Origin of the sequence: Alkalimarinus coralli, from assembly GCF_023650515.1 — a bacterium.
Classification (GTDB): domain Bacteria; phylum Pseudomonadota; class Gammaproteobacteria; order Pseudomonadales; family Oleiphilaceae; genus Alkalimarinus; species Alkalimarinus coralli.
Genome location: NZ_CP096016.1, coordinates 3,526,106 through 3,552,408 on the forward strand (window position 1 = coordinate 3,526,106; position 26,303 = coordinate 3,552,408).

The window sequence follows — 26,303 nt, forward strand, 5'->3', positions numbered from 1 at the left end:
TTTAACATAGACTAAACAACAACTAAGATTAGACACGGGCTTTATTATTTAAGAATAGCAGCAATAGAGTGCCCTGTTGTGTGCCTTCACCAGTACGTCAGATTGAGATAAAAATGGATTTCAGCGTCATTGCCAGCCTGTTCAGCCTTGTCTACTTTCTAGCGCTGTTATGTATATTTCATGTGCTACAGAATTTTCGCACCGCTCAGGCTGCTATTGCCTGGATAGTTGGGCTGATATCCTTTCCGTACATAACTGTTTTGCTCTATTTCTTTTTTGGCCGCAATCGCTTTGAAGGTTATGTCGCTGCACGCAGAATCGGTGACAAAGAGCTATCACATATTGCCGATACCTTGGCCACGCACGCTGAACAGTGTATCTGTTCACCTCCATTGCAGAGCCGGGAGCACGAAGTTATTACCCAGCTTACAACGATGCCCTTCACATTACATAACCACGCCCAGCTTCTAATTGATGGGCTGCAAACCTATACCAGCATGTTTAGCGCCATACGTCAGGCAAAGGAGTACATACTCATCGAGTTTTATATCGTCAGAGATGATGGTATCGGTAACAAACTCAGTAACCTGCTGCTGGAAAAGTTGTCGGAGGGCGTCCGGGTTTATTTTCTATATGACGATGTGGGCAGCGCAAACCTTTCCAGTCCGTTCATTGAAAAACTGAACTCGGCTGGCGCTCATATCCGCTCGTTTAATACTGTGAGCAAGCGCCGCAAGCGCTTTCAGATCAATTTCAGGAATCACCGGAAAATTCTGATTATTGACGGGCATACCGGCTTTCTTGGTGGGCTTAACATCGGGGATGAGTATCTGGGGTTGAACCCTAAGCTTTCACCCTGGCGCGATACCCACTTAAAACTCATCGGCCCCTCTGTGCTGGCGCTGCAAGTCACATTTATCGAAGACTGGTACTGGTCAGCTGATACCGTGCCACAGCTTAACTGGATTCCCACCATCGCCCCCGACCATCACGAACAACCTCCTGCGACCACGACCACAGTAACTCGCTCTATCGATGGTTCTGAAATAGAACCACCATTGCCAGAAAGCTCAGCGGTGTTGATTATTCCTACCAGCGCTGCGGACGAATTCGATACCTGCGAACTTTTTTTTCTTAATTGCATCAACCATGCAACAGAGAGACTTTGGATTGCCAGCCCCTATTTTGTGCCGGATATACAGATCATCAGTGCCCTGCAACTCGCATCACTCAGAGGCGTTGACGTCCGAATAATGATCCCTGATAACCCTGACCATAAGCTGGTTTATTACGCGGCGTTCTCCTATCTGGAGGCAACCGACCTCAGTGGAGTTAAGGTATACCGCTATAAAACCGGGTTTATGCACCAGAAAGTCATGCTGGTCGATAATCGCTATGCCTGTGTTGGCACGGCCAATATTGACAACCGTTCCATGCGATTAAACTTCGAAGTCACAGCGCTGATATGCAACCAGCAAGTCGTCAGAGATGTAGAGCTGATGCTAAAAAAAGACTTTGACCACTGCCAGCAAGTCACGGCTCAATACTACCGCCAGCGACCCTGGGCGTTCAGGGTGATGTGCCGAGGTGCCCGGCTACTCGCACCGTTGCTTTAAAAAGCCTTTATTGTATTATTAAGAACTTAGAACCTATAAAAACAAAGCGAATGCACAATGCAATTTAAGCCTAAAGAAACTCTCACAGAACAAGTGGCCACGCACATCGAGAACCTGATTGCGTTTAATCAGCTAAAAGGGGGGCAGCGAATTTACGAAGGCCCTATGGCAAAAGAACTCTCAGTGAGTCATGGCTCGGTTAGAGAGGCCCTGTTGTTACTGGAGAAAAAGCACCTTGTTAGAAGCATTCCTCGTAAGGGGACATTCGTTACAGAGCTCGATGAGCACTTCGTAAAAAGCCTTTATGAAGCCATCCTGATGTACCTCACCAACACTGGCATCAAGCTTGTCAGAAACTGGAAACAAGAAGATATTGACCGCATGGAGAGCCTCTACACACAAATGAAAGAGTGCTTTCAGAAAGGCCAATTAATGGAGTTTCTGGACTTGGGGATTGAATACACCCAAGCCTCTATCGCCTATGCTGATAACTATTTTATAGTCAGCGCCATACAGGATTTATGGCCATCTGCAAAACGGTGTGCCTTTGTGGCACTGCAACAGGGCACCCCGGTTCTAAAAGAAAACCTTGAGCACATGCGCCACTCACTGGATACCATCAAAGACCGAGATGAAGAGGCCTTGGTCAAAATTCTAAAAGATTATGCTGACCAGCAGTGCAGGCAAGTATTACAATGCATCAATTAATCGTCCCCATTCAATAAAAGACAGGATCAATTTCTTGCTATGCTGGCAACAAAACAGCCCGAACATTGCCTTACCCCCCTCTTCCGTCATACAACCCTGCTCCTTATATTATTGGCTTTGTTAAGCGGCTGTAGCATTTACCCCGAAAAAGATATCGACTCAGAAGAAAGCACACCATCAGCAAAAGAGCGCCCGAATGACAAAGCCAAAGAACGCGACGCTGCACCTGACGGGGAAGATAAGCACTCAAAACAAGACAGCGATGGTAGTGAAACAAAAACCGGGCCTGACGCTGAAGGCACGCAGCCTCTCTGTGTCTATGAAACCACTAAAGGCATCGCCGAAGTAAAAGACGTTAACAAAGAGCGTGTTCGCTTTAAGTTCTACCCTGGTGACCATATCTTTCAAAAAGCCGCCAGTGACGTGACCTATACCGATATTAAACCTGGGCAAGAGCTTAAGGCTATCGCCAGAACGCCCATCTCAGGGCCTTGCAGCGAAACTGAATTCGAACTACTCACCTCGGTTCAATAAACAGGCTGGCGGCAGGGGGGATAACCCACACACCGACGGCCAAGCTTAAAACATGGTAAACATATCATGCCCTATGGTGATATATATCGCCTGATTATCTTTGTCGGCATAGCTAACAGCCAGTGTAACAGGCCCCAACGGCGTATCACTGCCTGCGAACAAGGTAAACGAATCCAGTAGCTGGTTAAATGGGGCGTCATGCAAATTCTCCCATACGTTTCCTGCCTCATACGACACCCCGACCATGTAAGGAATAAAAGGGCCGCCAAATTCGCGGTAAACCATCGCACTGATTAAACTTGCATCAGGCCCTGAGAACTCATTACGGCCATAACCCGACAGATTGAACAGCCCCCCCAAGGTCATAAAATCACTGATACCCGCGCTATTTCTGGTCACAGAAGAGGCCTTTGCTCTGCCTGCCACCGTATACCGCTCGAAAGAGTACGCTGAGCCTAGCAAAGCAGATACACGGTCATAGTCTCGCGTGGCCCCAAAATCATCTCTCGATACTTTCCATTCAAGACGAGCGATAACACCGCTGTGCGGCAAAAACAGGTTGTCTAACGAGTCGTAGGTATACTGAGTCACTATGCTGCCGATGTTATCATCCATGTTCTCATCGAGCTCTTTGCCTATTTCGAGCTCTGCATCGACCTTGCCTAATTCATAAAAGAACCGTAATTCAGCGGTATTACCGAACCCTCTGCCCACACCCAAATCAGCGTTGGCACTCGACACTTGCCATTCGGATGTTTTTCTGCCGTTCTCGTAAATGTTGAGGTTACGCTCTTCAAAAGCCGCTTTCAAAGACAGGAAATAGGTCGACTCGTAGGTCAGTGGTTGAAAGAACTCGGTGCGCACAAATGGTTCACTGCCAATTCGGGCTGAGCTCTGCCACTCGGCTCCAAGGTCGTTGATGGCCGTCTGGTCATAGTGAAAGGTCATACTGAACTGGGTATCATCCTGAAAGTTATCCTCAAACTGCAGGCCAAAACGAAGATAGTCTGGCCCCCAGGACTTTTCTTTGGCATTAATATTCAGGACATTTTCGCCATCGTTGCTGGTAACATCGTACGTCACAAGTTCGAAATAGCCTAAGCCATAGATGCGATCAAGATCCTTTTCCAGTTCGGCAATATCAAATAATTCGCCTTCTGACTGTTGAATACGGGAGGAAATAAATTTGTCCGCTACTTTTGACTGGTTATTAATCACGACTCGATCAATAACCCTTCCCGTTTCACGCTGATGGTTTCGTTTTTTTAAATACGCTGCCCATGTTTCGTCATCCACCGACAATTTGTTAAGCGCCAGAGCATTATTCCTTGCGGATGTGGCCCCCATCTCGACCAGTTCATCACTGCGCTCGAAATCGCCGGAACCAGCATCTTCCAGGTTTGGTGTTAACAGGATATCCGCTTCCGTAAGCGAAGCAATCTGCTCCTTCATGCTCCTGCGGGTCAATATGTTTGTCAGCTGCTCGATAACCCCTAACAAACTGTTAATTTCATCGCTATCTAATAGGTGAGAGCTGATATCAACCGCGATAATAAGCTCGGCCCCCAGTTCGCGCGCCACATCAATCGGCAGGTTGTTTGAAATGCCGCCATCTACCAGTAGATGGCCCTCATACTCAACCGGGGGGAACGCGCCAGGAATAGACATACTCGCGCGCATCGCTAACGCAAGATTGCCTTTACTTATTGCGACCGTTTCACCGGTCTCAATATCGGATGCAACCGCACGGTAGCGAATGGGAAACTCATCAAAGTTTTCTGCATGATCTGCCTGACTGGTTAAGTCATTCAGAATCATCATTAACTGCTGCCCCTGAATCAACCCCTTGCGAAACTTTACGCCGTCAGCACCAATGCCTAAAGTGAGGTCGGTTGCAAAGTCATAATCATCCCCTTTCCGCCTGAACGCTTTGTCTTCTCGTGGAGGCTCGTCTATCAGCCCCCTGTTCCAGTCCATACGGTGAAAGCGGTCTTCAATTTCAACCAGCGGCATTCCCATTGCGTATACACCACCCACCGATGCACCAGCACTGGTACCGACAATAATATCAACGGGTATTTGCATCTCTTCGAGTACTTTCAAGACGCCCACATGGGCTATCCCTTTAGCCCCACCGCCACTAAGAACCAGCCCGACGACCGGGCGCTTTTCTTCAGTGTTATTCTCAAAAGGAAGGGGGTCAGGGGAAGATTCAGCACGCGAATCAATAGAGATAAAAGCCATGATAATCATCACAACTTTAAAAAATAAACCTGCCATGGATGTCTCCGGAACCTACCTGGCCCCCGCTCTACGCTTGGGGCCGAACGAATAGGCTATCTTATTGATTATCCGGCAAATCGTCCAGTTTAAGGTGGGAAAGGTCGGGAACCTCAATATGCTCATCTTTTTTTAGCTGCCCCATATCACTCCCAACAGGCGCGATAGAGATGCTACTAACATCAGGAACAATAGGAGGTAACTCCTCTTTTTTATCAGCCAGGTCGCTTCCCGCGGGGGCAATAGAGATATTATCGATATCAGAAAAAACCGGGGCTTCAACCTCATGGTGCTCAGACAACCTAACCCCTTCAGGGTCAAGGTCTAAGTGGCTTTGTTGCAAGATACCATCAACATCCTCACCCGCCAAATTAAAGCCGCTCGGACGAGATCCAGCGCCACTTTCGGGAGCTGAAAAAGTTGATGCTAACGGCAGAACTTTAAGCCCGCTATCACCGCTACCACCACTATCACCGCTATCGCTGTTGTCATCCCTGTCGCCTGCCTTACTCGCCTCACCTGAAACGGCCTGTGCAGGCGCGGGAGTGCTAGATGGTTTCGGGGCAGATGGTTCCGGGGCAGATGGTTTCGCAGCAGCCGCTGACGGAGAAGGCGCTTTCGACCTTGCCTGTCCTGCCTGCCCCGCCTGGCCCATTGGGTCAACTTCACAAATCAGACCATTTTTACGCATCACCGCAACGTATTTATCAGCCGTGGCTTTATCAAGCTTGTTACGGATAACAACACGACCTCCTGCAAACATCTTATCAACCTGCGCGGCGGACGCTTTGAACAAACGAATTACGTTACTTTTAGCGGTATCAAGGCTGACACCATCGACCAGCCGACCATAAAATGCTAACTCAAAAAGAGGTTCACTCATTACACCCAATCATCCTGTTGTTTAATCTTGGTTCAACGAACATATCTACAAAGATGTCTACAGACGTATCTATAAGCATGTCTATAAACATGTAATAAATATAGCTACGTTCTATTCTCTTACTATAGCCAATTTGGCGAGATTTTCGCTCGGCCAGTGAAGATTATCCTCTATATGGCGGCACTGCCCGCATTTTTACTCACAGGCCATTTTCAAAACATTACATTTGTCTTACAGATGAAACGCTAAATCAGCGCCTATAATTCATTAGTTGTGTATAAAAGCGAGTGCACTCACCCGATAATATTGCCGTTAAAGGCAGTCACAATAATAAAAGAAAAGCCATGAGTTCTTCACAGTTTACCTTTAAAGGTGTTGAGATTTCTGAGCTGCTATCACGTCACGGGGAGACCTGTGCCTGGAGGGCTTATGACCTCAATCATGATCAGCCGATCATTATCAAGTCGGCGCAGAGCGAAACGCCTCCACTATTTTTAATGGAGCGGCTTCGCCATGAATATGAGATTGGCCGACACTTTAAACACCCACACATTATTGCCTATCGGGGGTTATTACAACACCATCACCGACTGGCTATTGTAACCGAGGACTTTAATGGCAAACCGCTGGCAGAGTGTATTCCAGAGCAAGGCTTTCCAATCGGCACGTTTCTGGATATTGCGCTGCAAATTGTCAAAGCCCTCATCGAGATTCATGCTCAGCAGGTCATCCACAAAGACCTCAACCCATACAACATTGTTTACAATCCTCAGAAGCGTTTAGCCAAGATTATTGACTTTGGCATGGCCTCAAAACTGTCCCAAGAGTCACCCGCCTATATGAAAACAACCTTGCTTGGCGGGAATCTACCCTATGTTGCCCCTGAGCAAACCGGTCGGCTAAACCGTGTTATTGATCATCGAACAGACTTTTATGGGCTCGGCATTACACTTTACGAAATGCTCTGTGGTCAACGCCCCTTTAACTCACCCGACCCACTAGAGTTGGTTCACGCTCATCTGACCCAGCCTGCACCACGGCTGTCAGAATGGCGCAAAGATATCCCGCCGTTATTTGATGACATTCTGGCCAAGCTGCTGGCCAAACAGTCTGAAGACCGCTACCAGTCAGCCAAAGGCATAAAGCACGATCTGGAAAAGTGCCTTCAGCAGTGGCAAAAAACACAACAATTTGAACGGTTCGAAATTGGTTCATATGACCGCAATGAACAGTTATCAATACCGCAAAACCTCTATGGTCGCAGCAAGGAAGTTGCACGGCTAACCAGTGCGTTTGAAACGGCTAACACCGGGCTGACCGAACTGGTTCTGGTGAGTGGTTTCTCAGGGATGGGCAAAACAGCACTGGTCAACGAGACCCGAAAGCCGCTGATTAACCGCCGAGGATACTTTATCTCAGGCAAGTTTGAGCCGCTAAAGCGCAATGTCCCCTTAAGTGCCATTACGCAAAGCTTACAGGATTTAATACAGCAATTGCTGACTGAACCTGAGTCCCGTATCGCTGAGTATCGACAGCAGATCATCACCGCTCTGGGTGATAAAGCCAGCATGCTGATAGAGCTGATTCCAGAACTTGAAACCATTCTCGGCCCTCAACCCCCCTCACCAGAGATGGGCAGTAACGAAAGGAAACTGGTATTCCTTAGGCTGTTACAGCGGTTTATCAAAGTCATTGCAGTAAAAGCTCACCCCTTGGTGATGTTTATCGATGATTTGCAGTGGGCAGACCCCATTAGTTTAGACTTTGTGAAGTCCCTTCTCGTTGACTTACACGACTGTCATTTACTACTGATTGGCTCATACAGAGATAGCGAGATATACGGCGGGCATCCGCTAATCGATACGCTGAAACATATTCGTCAAAACACCCCTCATGTTCAGCAAATACACCTGGAACCGCTTAAAAGCAGCGAAGTGACTCGGCTGATTTGTGATACCTTGCAATACTCCAGCCAACAAGCGGCCCAATTGTCCCGCTACGTATTTAGCCGAACACAAGGCAACCCGTTTTATGTCACCCAGCTGTTAAAAACACTCAATCAGGATGGCCAGCTCTACTTTGATGCCGAGCAGCGAGAGTGGTGTTATGAGCTGACGGACAGTTTAAAGAAAGTCACAGACCATCAACTGGTCGATATGGTCGTCAGCCGGATTAACCGGTTACCAGCCGACACCAAGAAATTATTACAGTTTGCCGCCTGCATCGGCAGCCGCTTTGATACCCAGAGTCTGACCCATATCATCGCCTCATCAGAGCAAGGGGTTAGCGAAACCGACATCAAGCAGCGCTTGGCACCTGCAATCGAGTCAGGTCTGGTGATATCCAAAAGCCAGTGGTCTGACTATGACCAACGAAACATCTGCCCTATTTCCAGCTACGAATTTCTCCATGATCGGGTGCAGCAAGCCGCATATGATCTGGTACCAGCCAGTACCCAGCAACAAAACCATCTGCATATCGGCTATTGCCTGTTGGCAGGGCTGACCGAAGAGCAGCAGCAGGAACAGCTTTTTGAAATAGCCAATCAGTTTAATTCAGGTGTTGACCAACTACCTGATGATGAGCGCTTACCCATTGCCAAACTCTGTTTACGTGCCGCTCAAAAAGCCCGCACAGCAACCGCATTCGAGTCGGCCGTGTTTTATGCTGAACTCAGTATTCGGTTACTGGAAAGCAGCTCTCCCCATATTAACGGCCATGCCTCAAACAGTGACACTAAGGGTAATAACGGCACACGAAATAAGCACGATGCCTGGTCTGAGCACCATGCTCTGCGATTTGAGCAAGGCCTTGTTCTCGCTGAGTGTGAAGGGCTTTGTCGGCGTTTCTCTCAGTCAGAACAGCGCATCAACGAGTTGCAACAACACGCCAACAGTGTAGAAGAAAAAATACAGTTGCTGTTGACTCAGATGAATTTGGTAGAGCTGAGAGGACAATACGCAGAGTCGATTGATGTGCTGTTAATCGGGTTAGCGCTGCTTGATGTTAATATTCCCAACAGTGAGCAGCAACAGCAGCAGGAACTCAGCCAACTGTTGCAGGTGCTCCCCTCTCGCTTTGAAGATATTAATGCCCAAAGCCTGATTGAAACCAGTGAGACACAAAATCCTCACCACCTGCTGGTGATGAGGTTGCTGATGCGCCTCTGGACGCCCTGCTATATCACCGGGCAGAAGAGCCTACTGGCACTGGTTTCTATTTACTTGGTTAACTACAGCCTCAAGCACGGCCGAAACGAAATAACCCCTTTTGCCTACTGCTCCTTCGCACTGGTATACAGTTTTCTAAAGAATGACCATTGCCTGGCATACCAGTTTGGTTTGGCCGGCGCGGAGCTGGCTAAAGAGTGCGATAACCTAGTGGTTCGTAACCGCAGTTACTTCCTCTTCTCTATCTCTATCAATAACTGGCAGAACCCGGTCAGCAAAAGCCGTAAGTGGCTCGAGAAAGCATTTGATTGCGCCAATGAGGCCGGTGATCAGGTGTACGCCTGTTATGCCGCTTACTATCTGATTACCGATGGATTTATTCAAGGACGGGCACTGACGGAAGTAGCAGCAGATAGCCGAAAGTATCTGGCATTTTTAGAGAAAGAGAGTCAGCCACTATTCAATATTGCGCTGGCATTCTGTCGCACCATAGAAAGTACTTGTGATGAAGATGTGGGCTATGCCTTTGACCAGGCCCGGTTTCTAAAGGATCATCACCATATTCCGGTATTTATGGCGGGGTATGATTTCGGCTCTCTTTGCAGCCAGTTCTGGAGTGGCCAACACACCGGCCTGACCAGCACCGCCCGGAATACGCTGATTAGTGTCACCGCTAATCTGCATGGTTCACTGAAAGTGCCCGAAACGCTCTTTTTAAGTTCTATGAGCTTTTTACTGAGCCACGCAAATAAGGCGCTGGATAACTGGCCCGAGCTGCAAGCACTGATTCACAGCAACCAGCAGCAACTAAAACTCTACACCGATAACTGTACCAGTAATTATCTGCATAAATACCTGCTGATTAACGCTGAACTGGCAGTAATTGACAACCAGCCTCTCGACGCGATGGATTTATATGAAGCCGCCATCGAGACCGCAGGAGAAAGCCACGTTATTCACATCGAAGCGTTGGCGAATGAGCGTTATGCTCATTTTTGGATGTCGCAGAATCGCTCGCAAATTGCCGCTATTTATATTAAACGTGCCCACTACCTTTATTTTCACTGGGGCAACCGAGCCAAAACCCAACGCCTTGAAGAAGAGTACAAAGAGTTACTGGAAAACCCGGCTTACCCATCATTCAGCAGCCATGATATTGCAGATAAACACAGCACACAAAACAGTGAAATAAACGACAGTGTAACCTGCACCAACCTTGATCAACGGCTGGACTGGCTCTCAGCGCTCAAAGCCAGCCAGGCCATTATGGAGAATATACAGTCCGAAAACCTGGCCCATGAGCTGATTAAGATCATGGCTGAGAATGCCGGTGCCAGTAAAGCAATGCTACTGCTTCAGGAAGATGACAGCCTGGTTGTCAGTGCCGTCTACCCAGAGCAGGGCAACAAAAAATGCTTGCAACAACCGATTAATCGATGTCATGACTTTTCGTTTTCAAAGTCACTGATCAACTATGTTAAGCGCATCCGAAGCCCGCAACTGGTCGCTGATGTCAGGGCCGAGCAACGCTTTTTCCCCATCGAATACCTTCGTAATACCAAGGTTCAGTCAGCCATGGCCGTGCCACTTTCTGATGCCGGAACGCAAGTGGGGCTGGTCTATTTTGAAAACAACCAAATGGCACATGCCTTCACGGAAGAGCGTATGGGGCTGGTGGAAATGCTCGGTTCGCAGGTTATTACCGCACTCAGAAGCTCCCGCCTCTATGAAGAGTTACGCACCAGTGAGCAACGTTTTAGAGACCTGATTGAAGGGTCTATTCAAGGCATAGTGATTCACCGCGACTTTAAGCCGCTGTTTATCAATCAGGCTTTTGCCGAGATGACGGGCTACCAAGTGGACGAGTTAATGTCGATGAACTCGCTGCTAAGTCTGGTGCCCAAAAGTGCCAATGACCAGCTTAAACGTCTTGATGCCATTATCGCCGCTGGAGACAAACCACCAGAGCACTCTGACATCGAGATCGAAACCCGTGACGGTTGCAAGCTTATTCTGGACAACATGAGCCGCGTTATCCAATGGGATAACAACTCAGCCATACAAAGTACACTGGTGGATATCACCTCAAGGAGAGAGTACGAGCACCAGATTGAGCATATGGCCAGCCATGACGCCCTAAGCCATTTACCCAACCGAATGTTATTCCAGGACCGGTTGCACCAATCCCTGGCCCAGTGTGAGCGACATGGCACACAGGGCGCGTTATTACTGCTGGATCTCGATAGTTTTAAAGAGGTCAATGACACCCTCGGACATGCCATTGGTGATGAGCTGATCAAAGGGGTTGCCCGGCGCTTGCAAGCACATATTAAAGACAGCGACACCGTGGCCCGACTCGGGGGTGACGAGTTTGCAATTATTCTGGAAGATGTAGGCAGTGCAGACAACATCGTGGTCGCGGCACAGCGAGTGCTCGACTCGCTGTCTCAGCCCTTTAGCTTTGAGGAAAACGAAATATATACTTCTGCCAGTATTGGGATTACGCTCTACCCGGAAGACAGCCAGGACACCGAAGAGCTGGTACGTTTTGCAGATATGGCCATGTATAGCGCCAAGAACAACAAGGGTAATCAGTTTCACTTTTTCCAGCAGGACATGAACCTTACACTCCGCCGGCAGAAAGAGATCTCAAATGAGATTCGTATTGCGCTGGCAAACGATAAATTTCACCTTGTATTTCAGCCACAGATTAATGCCAAATCTCTCAAGGTGTCAGGCTTAGAGGCACTTATTCGCTGGGATCATGAAGGCGCACTCATGCCACCTCACGAATTTCTACCCATTGCCGAGCAAAATGGACTGATGCCGCTTATTGGTGAGTGGGCGCTAAAAAATGCCTGCCTGAACGCGTTAGACTGGGCCCATGATGATCAGCCGATTACGTTGGCCGTCAATGTATCCGCCGCTCAATTTCATCAGTCAGACCTAACCGCTTGTGTGCAGAAAGTGCTACAGGAAACCCAATTTCCACCTGAAAGGCTGGAGCTGGAGATTACTGAGAGCCTGGTCATGCAAAACCTGGAGTCAGCGGTGCAGACAATGAATCAACTGAACCAGTTAGGGGTCAAGCTGTCGATCGACGACTTTGGCACCGGTTACTCCTCACTAAGTTATCTCAAGCGCTTTCCAGTGCATAAAATCAAGATAGACCGATCATTTATCAAAGACCTCGAAACCGATGAAGATGATGCCGCCATCGCACTTGCCATCATTCAGCTAGGGCATACCTTGGGCATGACCGTGGTTGCAGAGGGCGTAGAGTCAGCAACACAGCTGAAACTGCTGCAAAAGATGGGCTGCGATATTATTCAAGGCTTCTATTTCAGTCGCCCCATCGCACTACCGGATGTCGAACGCTGGATCAGTAATACAGATATTACGGCTAATAACGAGACTGTCGTGATTTAAGCCTGATGACATCTCACAGCTCCGCCGTACCATCTCGTAGCACCTCATACTCCAAACCAGTGCATCGATTTTGCCTCTGCTCTGGGCTGCGTGTTTTTCATAAGAATAATTGCATACAACGTCATCTTCCGTTTAAAATTCGCGCCGAAGACGGTTCTCTTAATTGAGATTGAAAGGGAACACGGTGAGAAACCGTGGCTGCCCCCGCAACTGTTAGCAGAGAGTGTCGGCTCTTATACCACTGGGAAACCGGGAAGGTGGGCCGAATACCTTGACCTGTGAGCCAGGAGACCTGCCGTTTAAGTCGTCACCTACCATCAAGCGGGGAGCTTGTTTGGGCGGATTCCGTAACGGTGGCAATAACATAGATTATTGTTGCTGGAAACGAATCCGTAAGAGGGGCTTCCTTTTATCTGTTTCTGCCACTCAGTTATCCGAACACTCAGCGAACCGTTGTTTGCTGCCTGCACGGATGGCCGCGTTGCGCTTCCAGCTCCAAGATTTCAGTACTTTAAGGAGCTTAAATTGCTTTATCAAAACTTTTCCAAAACCCCTGTACTGGCCGCAGCGGCTACATCGCTATTACTATTACTATTACTATCCTCAACGGCTCATGCAGAGGCACCAATGGCAGCCAATGAAGCAACAGAGGTAGTTATTAGCGCCTCCCGTATTGAAATGGCTCGCGAGTCCTCAGGCAGCGCCATCACGGTTTTAGACTCAGACTACCTTGAACAAAATCAGGTTCAGGTTGTGTCTGATGTCCTTAGAGATGTGCCCGGCGTGGCGGTGAGTCGAACCGGCGGAGCAGGCGCACCGACTCAAGTGCGGATTCGTGGAGCCGAAGCCAATCAGACATTGGTGCTGATTGATGGCATTGAAGTAAATGATGTCGCCAGTGGTTCAGAGTTTAACTTTGCCCACCTGATGAACCTGGAGGTTGAACGCATAGAAGTACTCCGTGGCGCTCAAAGTGCGCTGTGGGGTAGCGATGCAATGGGTGGCGTCATTAATATCGTAACTAAACGCGGAAAGGGGTCATTGAACGGTAAAATTACTGTTGAGGGAGGCAGCTACGACACCCATCAGGAAACCCTTGCTATTAATGCAGGCACAGACGACTATCACTACGCATTAAGCGGCACGCTGTTAAACACTAATGGCATTTCTGCTGCCAGTGAAGAGCGAGGCAACCGCGAAAAAGATGGCTATAAAAATGCAACAATCAACTTAAAAAGCGGCATCGATTTGCTCGACAACCTGTCTATGGATCTTGTGGTGCGCCACGTAAAGAGTGACGTAGACACCGATTCATTTTTAGGCGGAGTCGGCGCAGTTGATAGTGACGATAATACCGAAACGGAGCAAACCTCTGGCAAGGTCTCAGCCAAACTCGACCTTCTGGATGAGCAGTGGCATCACCGGCTGAGCTTTTCGGCAAACGATACTGACAACACCTTCTTCACCGCCGGTACAGAGAGCTACAACAGCCAGGGCTACAAGCAAAAATATGAATATCAGACCGACCTGTTTCTCTATAGCAGCCTGACAAACAGCGATGACCTGGAGCACCGCTTTACGTTTGCCGCCGAGCATGAAGAAGAGGAATTTTACAACAAAGGGTTCTCAACAATAGATCGTGACATGGACGTGTCAGGTTATGTTGTTGAATATGGCGCCAACATTGATGATCGCTATTATGCCACGGTCGCAGGCAGGCGAGATATCAACAGTCTGTTCCAGAATGCCAACACCTACCGGCTAACATTCGCAGGCTGGGTGACAGACAGTGTGCGGCTACACACCAGCAAGGGTAAAGGCATTAAAAACCCGACGCTGTTCGAGTTATTCGGCAGCACCCCTGACTACACCGGCAATGCAGACCTTCGACCAGAGGAAAATTCAACATGGGACGTTGGAACCGAGTATCACTTTAACGCGTTAGACGGCTATGTCGATTTAACCTACTTCCATACCGATGTAACCAATTTAATCACTGGCTCGGGGCAAACATCGGTCAATATGCCCTCAGACGCTAAAATTAAGGGGGTTGAATTAAGCCTGGTCTTGCGCCCCAGCGATAACACCCGGCTTAACAGCAGCTATACATACACAGACAGCAACGACGGAAACGGCAACGAACTGGTACGGCGGCCCGAGCATGTTGCCAGCATCAATGGCAGCTATCTGTTCTCCAATGATCAAACCCGTTTAACCACGGGGGTTCAATACAATGGCAAACAAGATGATATTGAATATGATGCCAACTGGAATACATCAACCGTTACACTGTCGGACTACACATTAGTCAACGTCGCACTCACTCATCAGCTGAATAAACACATCGAGCTCTTTGGCCGTGTCGATAACCTTCTCAATGAGGAGTATGAAGAGGTCTTGACCTACGGGACTAAAGGCATCAACGGCATGGTGGGTATCACCATTACAGGCAGCCTGTAGAGGTCATGAGCTAATGTTTAAGATATCCAGCCAGCACATACTTATCGTCTTCGCACTGCTGCTTTGCGGTATATTGCTGATAAGGCTGGATATCAACATTGCGCTTTTAAACGACAACGCTCTACGACCAACATCCGTCAAGGGAGCCCACTTCCCCAAGATGCTGGTCGACCCCATAGGAGAAGAATACCCTCTGCTCAGGCCACCGCAACGCATCGTGTCTGTGACGCTGGGAACCGATGAAATACTGTCTGCACTAGTCGACAGTGACCGAGTGTCAGGCGTTACGCATCTCGCTGATGACCCCATCATGTCAAACATACCCAACCACTATCCTGCCCATGTTAAGCGGATTACGGGAGAGGTAGAAGAGATCCTGTCACTAGAGCCTGATTTGGTTTTTGTCGCGGCCTATACCCGTGCCGAAACGGTACGGCTATTACTCGGCTCAAAAGTCCCTGTTGTGCGCCTGAGTCACTACCGCTCTTTCAGCGATATCGAAGCAAATATTCGACTCGTCGCCAGTGTTGTTGGCAACGAACCACAAGCAGAGGCCATGTTTAACGCGCTACAGCAGAACATTCAATCAATAAAACAGCGAGTTAGCGGAAAGAGCAGGCCCAGAGTACTCTATTACAGCATGAATGGTTATACCGCCGGGGCCGGAACCACTATTGATGAAATCATTGAAATAGCAGGCGGTTACAATGTCATCAATGAAACCCATATCAAAGGCACCCAGAAGATTAGTGAAGAGATGGCAATCGGCCTTGAGCCAGACGTTATTCTCATGAACGGCTGGGCACCCGACAGCACCCCCACCCCATCTGAGTTTCTTGCAATGCAGCCTGCCTGGCAAAACACCCCAGCGATACTCAATAACCGTGTCTACGATCTAAAAGGCGCATGGGTGCTTTCAGTCTCTCAATATAGTTGGCACGGAATAGCGCCAGTCGCCAGGCTTCTGCACCCGGAGGTATTTGAATGACACTTTTGGCAAAACCGTTAAATATTCTGATCTTAATGTTATTCATGCTCGCAGGGCTTGCAGTCATTGCATTTTTTCAGGGCTCGGTTGATATTCCCTTCAGTAAGGTGCCAGGCATATTGTCAAACGCATGGGGGTGGCCTGTCGCCGTTGAAGGTGTACGACCATGGATGCAGAGCGTCTTGATCGACGTAAGAATGCCCAGGATTATCGTTGGGGCGCTTGCCGGTGCTTGCCTCGCGATCAGTGGCGCAGTCATGCAAGGCATGTTTCGCAATCCCCTGGCATCCCCCTCGGTGCTGGGCGTTTCGTCTGGCGCCTCACTCGGTGCAGTTCTAGCACTTTATTTAGGGGTTGCATCCGTCTCTGTATGGGCACTGCCTGCCTTTGCGTTTATCGGCGCCACCCTAACCCTCTTTATAGTCTATCGAATTGCCAGCCAGCGGGGTCATATAGCCACCGGAACGCTGCTGCTTTCAGGCGTAGCCATAGGTGCCTTGAATACCGCCATATCTTCACTGGTTCTGGCATTATCTCTTAACAACTGGGAAGTCGGGCGCATGATCATCTACTGGACAATGGGTGGGTTAGACGGCCGCACCTGGGATCATGTATTACTACTGCTGCCGTTTGCAACGCTAGGCACCGCTGCTCTGCTACTGTTCTCAAAGCACCTGGACGCACTCTTGTTAGGGGAGATTCATGCCGTATCCATTGGCGTCAATATTGCGAATACCAGAAGGTGGCTGCTCGTGATCACTGCCTTCATGGTCGGCGCAACCGTTTCTGTCTGTGGCGCAATTGGCTTTATCGGGCTGGTAGTGCCTCATATTATACGGCTGTTAATTGGCCCCCATCATCGTTTTCTACTGCCCGCTTCCGCTATCGGAGGCGCGATTACACTGGTTGGGGCCGACCTATTACTACGTACAGCAGCCCCTGAAAAAGCCATCCCCCTTGGGGTGGCAACCGCCTCTTTAGGTGCACCTTTTTTCTTATTTATTTTGATAAAAAAACGCTGGGCCATGCAAATATAACAGGGAGGCTAACCTATGAAAGAACTCATTTTAAAGCACATGCAGAACCGCCAAAGCAGTTGGAGCCTGGGCTCATTAAGAGCGGGCCAATTTCACGGGCAAGCCGCTCACCAAGAACGAGAGGTGCCCGCACCATGAGTACACTGCTTAGTTGCTCAAACCTGGAATTCGCCTATGGAAAGCAGAACATCATCAAGGACGTCGCGTTAAGCTTCGATAAAAAGCAGTTTGTTGGCCTTATAGGCCCTAATGGAGCGGGCAAATCAACCTTGTTAACACTGCTGATGGGGTTAGTTTCCCCAACTCACGGGGAAATTACGCTCGCAGGCCGATCTCTTAACACCTACAAACCACGGGAGATAGCGCGCCATATCTCTCTGGTTCCTCAGGACACGTCGATTGACTGCGCGTTTAGCGTACAGGAGGTCGTAGCGATGGGGCGAAACCCTCACTTAGGCCCGTTTCAGTCTGAGCGCCAACAAGATCTTGAACTGATCCAAGCCGCCATGGAAAAAACGGATCTATTGCAGATGGCAGAGCGCAGGGTGGACCAGCTTTCAGGAGGGGAGCGGCAACGAGTGTTTATCGCTAGAGCTATCGCTCAACAAGCACCGATTCTGTTACTGGATGAGCCCACCGCAAATTTAGATCTTTGCCATCAGTTAGAGGTTTTGACATTAGTTAAGCAGTTAACCGAAAGCGGGCATACAGCCATTGCAGCAATTCACGATCTGGGGTTAGCATCACGATTTTGTGACCGGTTAATTTTGTTATCTCAAGGCGACGTCGTGGCAGACGGAACACCGACCCAAGTACTCACGAAAGATAACTTATACCGATACTTTTCCATCGAGGCACAGATAGAGCCATCTACTGAAGCAGGGGAAAGTGTGCGAGTAACGGCGCTAAGGCCGCGATACCGCAATAACTAATAGAAACCTTTGCACGACTACTGCGCTTACAAATACAGCGTTAAAGAATGACTCAAAATGCTCATTTATTGCTCATAAACTGCGCTTTTTCTTCATTTTTTGCCTTGTCTTTGCTTCGCTCGTAACGTCGTGCAAAGGTCTCTAACAGGGGCAAATAAATCATCCGGCAAATAAACCGGTAAACGAAATAAACTACTCAAGCAAAAACCTGAACAAAAAAAGCTGAGTCGAAGCAATGGCTTCCCCGTCTCGCATCGCGGGTACAAAACGCTCATGCTCGACGAACCTTAAAACGGAGTTATCCAGCAATGAGTAGCCACTACTTTCAATGACTTCAACATGGTTAACATGTCCGCTCTTATCGACCGACAGGCTGACCTTCACCCTTCCCTGCTGGTTACGCATAATCGCCCTGCGCGGATATTTCGGACTGTTATTAGACAACGGTTGCGCCCTTGCCAAAGTCCCTTTCTGCTTTGTTTCAACATCCACCAGTGAGTCCGCGGGCGGGGGATCAGGTTTGTTTTCAACTGCACCTGCATCCGAGGCCTGTGCTTTTATATCTTCTATAGGTTCATTGCCTGACTGAGTGCGGCTACCAACAACCGCTTCTGCTTTCGGGCTCTCAACTTCGTTGTTGTTAGGTTCTACAAAAGGATGAGGTGTGTTAATTGGCAACACCTTGCGACTCTTAACCGGGACGCTTTTGGGACGAGAAAATGTTGCCTGTGACGTTGTGTGCTCGCGATGGCTTAAGACGGGGCCAGGCTCGGTATGAGTAAGGGCAGCAGCACCATCCGTCGCTGACGGTAAAGGCAAGGCCTCGGCCTGCGCTATCTTTGGACTGGCCACTATCTTTGGACTGGCCACTATCTTTGGACTGGCCACTATCTTTGGACTGGCCATCTCCGGCGCCCGATTCGGCCCCGTTTTCGCCAGTTTCAACGATACCGTCTGGTGGCCCTCTGGCAAGCGAAGCTGTATCGATTGATGATACACGCTCCAGAACACCAATAGTAAGGCATGGAGCAATACGGCGAATAAAACCGAAACTGCATAGCGGCTCAACCGCTTCGGTACGCTAAAGCCACTATTATGAGTAAGTCGCTCCGACTTATCCGTATTATTTCGCCATGGACGAAACGCACCACTCTCCAGATAAGCAAAAGCACGCATTAAAGGGGCACGTGCGGCCAAGATGCATTGCTTCAAAAGAGACATTGGTTCAACCAAGCCAAAGAGATCACAGTTCCATCCTCGTGGAGTTGTGCGGTGTCTATCGCGTGAATACAGAGGTCTGACTTACCGTTCACATAAACGGCTCACAGTGGCGGGACCGTACCGGATTTTCACCGGTTTCCCTGTAGGTAAATTTGCAAGACGGGATTATAGGCGGTGGATATACGAAGGGCAATCCAACAAACCATACCCGTGCACATAAGAACAATATGTTATTCGTGCGAACGAACGAGCCATTTGTGAACGATTGCAAAATCCGGCTGATTTGCCAGTTACACTCCGTTACTTTTTGAAACTTTGTGCGATAATTAAAAACATAAGAACCCAACGTTTTATCTATTATCGTGTGAGGACGCAGCCATGAAAGCAGATACGTTTTTTAGAGCCGCATCAACTAAACAATCCACTAAAACAACCATGCTGTTAAGTACACTATTGGTTAGTACTCTCACCTTAAGCACGCCGTCATTGGCTGATGATGTAGAGAAACTACTAAGCAACGCCTACCCTGCTGAGGCGGCTATTTCTTTTATCAAACACGCAAGCGTCATACAGCCATCCGCTGATGATGAAGGCTCTGAGAAATTTATGGTGTTGGACTTTAAAATAGATCGTGAGGTATTGGTTGAACGGCAGCTTCAGGCAAGCATTCACTCGATATGTAATACCGTTCTCACCGACTACTCGCTAATCGAGCAGCTATCAAATAATGGCTACGATATGATTTCAGTATCATTTGATGCAAATGACCAATATGACTGTCTGTAACGGGCACCCGGCAGCCACTCACTGAATAGTAGGATAACAGCGGCTCGCTAATCAGCCACTCGCTCTTCAAAGCTCTCTAACAGGCGTTGCACTTCATCCAAGTCAAAAGCGTCGGTAGCCGCCTTCAGGTCTGCTGCAAACCGTTCAAGATTTGTTAGCCCCGCATCAATAGACGCCGAGTGTAATTCGTCAGCAAATAAACTTACTGCGGCAATATCTCCACTTCCGTTAACACGTTCCCACTGAGCAATGAACTGTTCCCGAATGGTTCGTCTCACATCCCGGTCATACGAAAGCGGTAAGTTCTCCTGCCGCCCTGACCTATTTTGACCGTTTGTAATATCGGCACCTTTAGAGCGGCTATCTTCAGCTTTTATATCGGCGTCCGGCGCCTCCCCACCAAGGTGCTCATTGCTGTCATTGAGCACCTCATGAGAAAGGAATGCGGCAATCCCCGAATACAGCTCACTGCCGCTTACCGGCTTTTTAAGGTAGCCATCAAACCCAGCATCCTGAATTTTTTTCTCATCTTTGCTCATAACCGATGCGGTTAGGGCAACCACGGGAATATCACGGGTCGCTGCGGCGTGCTTGAGTTTAGTTGTCGCTTCGTAGCCATCCATTACCGGCATTCGGATATCCATTAAAATCAGGTCAGGCATCCATTGCTGGGCAATGCTAATAGCTTGCTCGCCATTTTCCGCTTGCTTAACTTCAACAGGGGTCTTTTCCAGCAGGTCTATTACCAGCTGACGATTCAGTTCAATGTCGTCTGCCACAAGAATCTTAGCCGGTTTAAATCGATACCTGGATATATCAGGCGAACCTGCATCCACTAACTGGCTAGCGGCAGCGATATCTACATCGTAAATTTTAACCGTAAAGCATGACCCTTTGTCCACTTCGCTTTTGAGCGACAACTCTCCGCCCATCATTTCAACCAGCTTTTTACTAATCGCCAGCCCAAGGCCAGTGCCGCCATAATCTCGGGTGCTCTGCCCCGCTTGCTGTTCAAACGCTTTGAATATTCTCTCCTGCTGGTCATGTGGAATGCCGATGCCGGTATCTTCCACATCTATTGTCAGGGTGACCTTGCCAGCCTCTTGAGAGCGCTCAGCGCTGGCCCGCACACAAATTTTACCCTGATGAGTAAACTTGATGGCATTGCCAACCAGATTAAAAAGCACCTGCCGCAACCGGGTTTCATCCAACATCACGGCACGGGGAATACTCTCTGATAATTCAAGCGAAAACTGTAACTGCTTACTGTCTATTTTCGCAGCAAATATTTTCTGAAGCTCGCTAAATAATGGCTGCAACGTAATCGGGCGGAGTTCAATATGGAGCTTGCCGGCTTCAACTTTTGACAGGTCAAGAATATCATTGATCAAAGTGAGCAGTGCCTTACTGCCTGTTCTGATGGATTCCAGATAACTTTTCTGCTTTGGATCTTTAACCGCTGAAGCTAACAGTTCGGTGTACCCCATAACAGCATTCATAGGCGTGCGTATTTCATGTGACATATTGGCGAGAAAGATGCTCTTTGCCTGGTTGGCCTCATCCGCTTTTCGCGCCATCAACTCGGCCTCATAAGACGCTTTTCTCAGTTGCTCCTCACTGGTTCTCAGTGCCTGCTCCGATTTAATCCGGTCACTCACTTCTTTTGAAAGCTTACGGTTCCAATACCAGAAAATACCGATAACAAAAAACGAGATGAGCCCGATGCGGCGCACTATCCGATAATCGACCTGCACTTCCATATCTTTGAATATCCACTCTTTGTAGATATCATCCAGCTCCTGTTGAGGAATACTGGCAATGGCCTTATTGATAATAGGAACCAGCTCGGGATAATCAGCATTAATCCCAACCCGCAGGTCATAGACATAAGGGGTAATGCTGGTTAGGCGGACATTAAAAAGCCCTAACTTTTTAATTAAGTGGCTAACCGAAGGAATATTACTTACAAACACATCCAGGTCGCCATCAGAAAGCGCCTGAAGGCCTTCTGATACATTGTTAACAACCTGTATGTTTAGGTCAGGATGGTTGATAATCAGATAGTCGTAAGACGCATACCCCTTGACGACCCCCACACGCTCATCATCCAGCTCACGAAGGTCTGTCACAAACCCTAGCCCTTCCCTGATCACCAATACGATGGGGAAAGAGAAGTAGGGCTCCGAAAACAGCATGTAGTCTTCACGTTGTGGTGTTTTCGCAATCGCCGTTATTCCAGCGATTTCACGGTCTATCAGGCTTTCCAGCGTCTCATTCCAGGTATCCTTGTGATTAATGTCAAACTCGTAATCCAGACGCTCTTCAATGAGCTGAATGACATCTTTAACCATTCCAGCATAATTGCCTTCATGGTCGATAAACTCAAATGGGGGCCAGGAAATATCACCGGATAACTCCAGCTTGGGGTGGTTTTGCAGCCATGCCCGCTCATCGAGCGTTAACAAGCCATCAGTCAGCGCTTGAATAACCTCAAGTGGCGCACGCTCAAGAGTGCGAATATCTTCATCGAGAACCCCTTCCCCTCCCTGAATTCCCACATCAAGCGGGACTATACTCTGGGCTTGATCCTGAGTCTGGGGAACATTATCAATGATTATTTCATCGCCTTCCTTTTCAGCCTCTTCGGAGTACACAGAACGGGGAAAGCAAACAAATACCGTAATGGGAAGTAATAACAACCAATGGCGGAGCATGGGCCGATGAAAGGGCAGATTAAAGAGTCGTTGCAGTTGCTTTAACACGGCCTCGCAACCCTGCCTTTTACTATCCTAACGATCACTTGCAGCAACCTCTACCCGGTTTCTGCCATTTTCTTTAGCCTTGTATAACGCTTTATCAGCCAACTCGAAAACTTCTTCGGGTGTTTCTTTATCCTGGAACGGGGCCACACCAAACGACATGGTTATCTGAACGCGCTCATCACGAAAGTGAAAGGGTAGCCTCGAGATCATATCCCGGGTTTTTTCCATTACCGGAATCGCATCTTTCAGGCTCGTTTCCGGCATGATAATAACGAACTCTTCTCCGCCATAGCGGGCTACAAAGTCTGTTTTACGAATTCGGTTAGAGAGTTCTTTGGCAATAATCTGGATAACTTTGTCGCCAGCAAGGTGACCATAGTCATCATTGACCCGCTTAAAAAAGTCAATATCAGCAACAACAATAACCGCCGGCTGGTGGTATCGCTGCCAACGTTCAAACTCCATCAGCATCCTTTCTTCGTAGGCCTCACGGTTGGCTAACCCCGTTAGCACATCGGTTAATGCCTTGGCTCTTTCTACTTTTAATCGCTCTCTGATTTCTCCCGCTTCACTTTCCATTGACTCCAAGCGCTGCTGTAACTCTTGCATCTGCTTGTTCATCTCTTGAATACGAGTGTCTTCAATCGCAACAAAGTCATCCATTGAGGCAATAATGGTCTCGATATGAGAAGTCACTGAGACTTTCAGATGATCAATATCGTTCGCGTCTCGCACCTCTTGAGTAATCGTGTTGACCTGATCACGAACCCGTTTATCCAAAGCGCTGCTCGACCCGTGCCAGTCAATCTGCTGCGATTGGCTCTCCGCTAAATAACTTTGCAGTTTCTCTAGGCGAACGTCCAGGTTCTGCAAAAATATCTCAAAGTCTTTTTGACCTTTGCCCACCGCAGAAATAACCAAATTGGCCACATCATCAATTGTTGGCCCTAACTCGTACCAGTTTAAGCCAGTGCTAATGGTCGTTTGAATTTTTTCCGCAATAGGTTGGGCGTTTGGCGGGATACTCAACTGTACAATCAGGTTATTTAGCACTGAGCTAATATGCCCCGATATAGCAGAGAAGCCAGGCATAAACTCCCCCTCTACACTTTGCGAGGTAATATCAAGCTCGGTGGAATCTGATGCCTCGAAGTGATCACTCGTTTCGCTTGGCGTACGCTCATTTAATGCCGCTGAGTTACCCGAGGCTTGTCCGGCTGAGGCCCGGGAACCAAACAGGCGTCCCAGTAAGCCATTTTTGTCCTCTTTGCCTAACAACTCAAATTGCCTTTTAAGCGCATTTTCCTGCAACTGGGCATACTGCATCAAAAGGTTCGGGTAGTCTCGCAGCCCGCTCTTTTTTGACTTAACTTCTTTCGAGAACTGCTTAAGCTGCTTTTTCTGCTTGCGCTCCAGATCCAGCCCCAACAGCTGATCCACCAGGCTTTCAAGAGAGTCGAGAACTTTGCCTGTGCGCTCTGATTTCTGGCCGTCCAGTGCAAGCACAGCGGCTTCAATTTTTTCCAGCCGACTCGCCAATTCAGAACGGCTGGCAGAGCCTTTTCTTAATTGGTCGCACAAAGAACCAAGCTCTTTATCTAACGCTTCATTCAAGCCATCTGCAGCCAAGCTGACTCGAACCAGCATACGCTGCAACAGATCGATATGATCTTCGAATTTTTTTTCTTGTTGATCAAGCTCTTCTGCTTGTGCAAAGCACTTATCTTTCCATCGCTTAAGATCATCTTTGGCCGATTTTGAACCTGACATTAGCGCCTAATCCCGTTTTATTGTTCTTTATTTAAGATTACTTATCCGTTCAAGTATAGCCTATTTAAACTGGCTGTTTTCAATCTGGCTGATCAATTTTGGTATTTCACTCAGACAGTTAGCGACTTCTGTCGGTTCAGCCTCCCCCTGCCACCCTGATGCATCAAAATCAACCCAGATAGTATGCAGCCCGACATCTTGAGCACCTTTAATGTCATGCTCTGGATGATCACCAATATGTACCACCTGACTAGCATCCACCTTGGCCTTTTCCAATGCAAGCAAAAACATCGTTGGATCAGGTTTTTGCCTACCAATATCGTCTGCGGATAACGCAAAATCAAAATAGTGATCTAACCCAATAATAGCAACATCCGCATTCCCGTTCGTCAGCGCAGCCAATTTATACCGCTGACTCAAACTTTCCAGCACATGTTGGGCATGCTCAAAAAGTGTGACCCGTTGTCGGGCTTTATGGAACACACTAAATGCTTGACCAGCTAACGCCTCGGCCTCTTTCCCCCCATAACCAACCTCATAAAGCGCTCTTTTTAGCGCTTCCAGGCGCAATGCGCTGACTCGGTGTATTAATTCAGGGTTTTCATTCGCGACAGCCGTTTTGTGATCACGCATGGTGTCGATGCTATAACGAGAGGCCAGCTCTGGGCAGTTGTCTTGCAGCCACGCGTAAAGTGCCTGCTCGGCCTTAACCAGTACAGGGTTGGCATCCCACAGCGTGTTATCCAGGTCAAAAGTAATCAGCTTAATCATATGACGGTCTGCCGCTCTAGAGAGAGGTTAAATGAAGGATAACCGTTACGCTTCCATAATGAGTATAACGCGGTTTAAATAGGGAAAAGAACCAATAAAAGAGGCAGACAGGGGAGTTAACCCCTTTCTGACTCAGGACACGCTCTAATCAATCGCGCTGATGAAGGCCAGAAAGGGTTAAACAGAACAACCGATCAATCCAGAAGTGACGCCACGCTCTCTGATTTCGGGTTAGTCCTTTCGCGTTGCAGCAAAGGCGGCAACAAGCGGCTTAGCGTGTCACTAATATAGGATAGGAATAACGACCCCATACCGCTTTCAAAGTAATCCTGGCCTTTGCTGCCAAGACTGAACATTCCCAGCGTTTCAGTACTGCGTAACGGGATAACCGCCGCGGACGCTACTTCTGAGTTTGCATCAGGAAACAGACACTGTAACTGGTCATCAGTGAACCGGCCACACACTGCGCGCTTGCTTTCTGTAAGCGTGCCCAGCACTTTTTCTGCTTCAAGCTGCGATACCATTTGAACATTGCTAACCGGATATTCAGTCCGCTCACCAAATAGCAGCATGCTACAGAACTCTAAACCAAAGTCATTCTTAACGCTGTCTTCGACCACAATCATGACTTCATCCAGGCTTTGAGCCTCTAGCAGATTCATCAATAACCGCTTACTTTTATCAAAAAACTGGTCATTCTGCTTGGCAATGTCAATAAGGTCGGCAAGTTCGCGCTGCAAATCGTCTCGTTGTTCGCGGAAAACATGAACCTGGCGCTCCGCCAGCGAAATGGCCTTACCGCTTTGGTGAGGTAACTTTATCTCATTAAGCAAGTATGCATGGTCGGTAAAAAAACCGGTATGTGTTCGAAGATAGTCAACAACCTGCTGCTCGGTGATCTCTTGTTGCCCCTCGGACGTTACTGCCTTATCTGTCATTGAAACTGGACTCCAAAA

17 protein-coding genes and 2 riboswitches are annotated in these 26,303 nt (G+C 48.4%); of the genes, 10 read left to right on the forward strand and 7 right to left on the reverse strand.

Going from position 1 to position 26,303, the window contains the following annotated elements; genetic code table 11:
- Positions 1–113 precede the first annotated feature (113 nt).
- From cls to MY523_RS15810, 3 genes are read left to right on the forward strand one after another with little or no spacing between them, the layout of a single operon-like run.
- A complete protein-coding gene (gene cls, locus MY523_RS15800; protein ID WP_250655643.1) occupies positions 114–1,616 on the forward strand; it encodes a cardiolipin synthase in 1,503 nt (500 codons plus the stop codon).
- A gap of 57 nt (positions 1,617–1,673) precedes the next feature.
- On the forward strand, positions 1,674–2,324 hold the full coding sequence (locus tag MY523_RS15805) for a GntR family transcriptional regulator (RefSeq protein WP_250655644.1): 651 nt from the start codon (positions 1,674–1,676) through the stop codon (positions 2,322–2,324).
- A 39-nt stretch (positions 2,325–2,363) separates the two neighbouring features.
- Positions 2,364–2,858: a hypothetical protein gene (locus MY523_RS15810; RefSeq protein WP_250655645.1), complete on the forward strand. Its 495-nt coding sequence runs from the start codon at positions 2,364–2,366 to the stop codon at positions 2,856–2,858.
- 45 nt (positions 2,859–2,903) lie between these two features.
- Here MY523_RS15810 and MY523_RS15815 read toward each other — a convergent pair whose 3' ends face one another.
- Positions 2,904–5,138 (reverse strand): patatin-like phospholipase family protein, encoded by a 2,235-nt coding sequence (locus MY523_RS15815; protein WP_250655646.1) that lies wholly within the window; start codon positions 5,136–5,138, stop codon positions 2,904–2,906.
- Between the two features lie 61 nt (positions 5,139–5,199).
- Positions 5,200–6,021 (reverse strand): hypothetical protein, encoded by an 822-nt coding sequence (locus MY523_RS15820; protein ID WP_250655647.1) that lies wholly within the window; start codon positions 6,019–6,021, stop codon positions 5,200–5,202.
- Positions 6,022–6,365: 344 nt separating this feature from the next.
- Between MY523_RS15820 and MY523_RS15825 the strand changes: the two genes are divergently transcribed.
- The 6 genes from MY523_RS15825 (at position 6,366) to MY523_RS15845 (ending at position 18,037) form a co-directional block, all read left to right on the forward strand.
- Entirely contained in the window at positions 6,366–12,620 is a 6,255-nt protein-coding gene (locus MY523_RS15825; RefSeq protein ID WP_250655648.1) for an EAL domain-containing protein, read from the forward strand.
- 134 nt (positions 12,621–12,754) lie between these two features.
- Positions 12,755–12,934, forward strand: a riboswitch (cobalamin riboswitch).
- Positions 12,935–13,145: 211 nt separating this feature from the next.
- On the forward strand, positions 13,146–15,080 hold the full coding sequence (locus MY523_RS15830; RefSeq protein WP_250655649.1) for a TonB-dependent receptor plug domain-containing protein: 1,935 nt from the start codon (positions 13,146–13,148) through the stop codon (positions 15,078–15,080).
- 13 nt (positions 15,081–15,093) lie between these two features.
- A complete protein-coding gene (locus tag MY523_RS15835) occupies positions 15,094–16,068 on the forward strand; it encodes an ABC transporter substrate-binding protein (protein WP_250655650.1) in 975 nt (324 codons plus the stop codon).
- Positions 16,065–17,105: a FecCD family ABC transporter permease gene (locus tag MY523_RS15840; RefSeq protein ID WP_250655651.1), complete on the forward strand. Its 1,041-nt coding sequence runs from the start codon at positions 16,065–16,067 to the stop codon at positions 17,103–17,105. The genes MY523_RS15835 and MY523_RS15840 overlap by 4 nt, the downstream gene beginning before the upstream one ends.
- A gap of 15 nt (positions 17,106–17,120) precedes the next feature.
- The gene (locus tag MY523_RS21820; RefSeq protein ID WP_256469643.1) at positions 17,121–17,243 is read left to right on the forward strand and encodes a hypothetical protein; all 123 of its coding nucleotides are present in this window, start codon (positions 17,121–17,123) and stop codon (positions 17,241–17,243) included.
- Positions 17,240–18,037 (forward strand): heme ABC transporter ATP-binding protein, encoded by a 798-nt coding sequence (locus MY523_RS15845; protein WP_250655652.1) that lies wholly within the window; start codon positions 17,240–17,242, stop codon positions 18,035–18,037. Before MY523_RS21820 ends, MY523_RS15845 begins: the two co-directional genes overlap by 4 nt.
- Positions 18,038–18,229: 192 nt before the next feature.
- On the opposite strand, the gene MY523_RS15850 is transcribed toward MY523_RS15845, so the two are convergent.
- Positions 18,230–19,258: an energy transducer TonB gene (locus MY523_RS15850; RefSeq protein ID WP_250655653.1), complete on the reverse strand. Its 1,029-nt coding sequence runs from the start codon at positions 19,256–19,258 to the stop codon at positions 18,230–18,232.
- 17 nt (positions 19,259–19,275) lie between these two features.
- Positions 19,276–19,418, reverse strand: a riboswitch (adenosylcobalamin (AdoCbl) riboswitch).
- 218 nt (positions 19,419–19,636) lie between these two features.
- Between MY523_RS15850 and MY523_RS15855 the strand changes: the two genes are divergently transcribed.
- Positions 19,637–20,044 carry a hypothetical protein gene (locus MY523_RS15855; RefSeq protein WP_250655654.1) on the forward strand — a complete coding sequence of 136 codons (408 nt, stop codon included), beginning with the start codon at positions 19,637–19,639 and terminating at the stop codon, positions 20,042–20,044.
- A gap of 47 nt (positions 20,045–20,091) precedes the next feature.
- On the opposite strand, the gene MY523_RS15860 is transcribed toward MY523_RS15855, so the two are convergent.
- The 4 genes from MY523_RS15860 to MY523_RS15875 all read right to left on the reverse strand — a co-directional run bounded on the left by MY523_RS15860 (position 20,092) and on the right by MY523_RS15875 (position 26,285).
- Positions 20,092–22,806 (reverse strand): ATP-binding protein, encoded by a 2,715-nt coding sequence (locus MY523_RS15860; RefSeq protein WP_250655655.1) that lies wholly within the window; start codon positions 22,804–22,806, stop codon positions 20,092–20,094.
- Positions 22,807–22,833: 27 nt separating this feature from the next.
- The gene (locus MY523_RS15865) at positions 22,834–24,576 is read right to left on the reverse strand and encodes a GGDEF domain-containing protein (RefSeq protein WP_250655656.1); all 1,743 of its coding nucleotides are present in this window, start codon (positions 24,574–24,576) and stop codon (positions 22,834–22,836) included.
- 60 nt (positions 24,577–24,636) lie between these two features.
- The gene (locus tag MY523_RS15870) at positions 24,637–25,347 is read right to left on the reverse strand and encodes an HAD family hydrolase (RefSeq protein WP_250655657.1); all 711 of its coding nucleotides are present in this window, start codon (positions 25,345–25,347) and stop codon (positions 24,637–24,639) included.
- 194 nt (positions 25,348–25,541) lie between these two features.
- Entirely contained in the window at positions 25,542–26,285 is a 744-nt protein-coding gene (locus MY523_RS15875; RefSeq protein WP_250655658.1) for a DUF484 family protein, read from the reverse strand.
- Positions 26,286–26,303 lie beyond the last annotated feature (18 nt).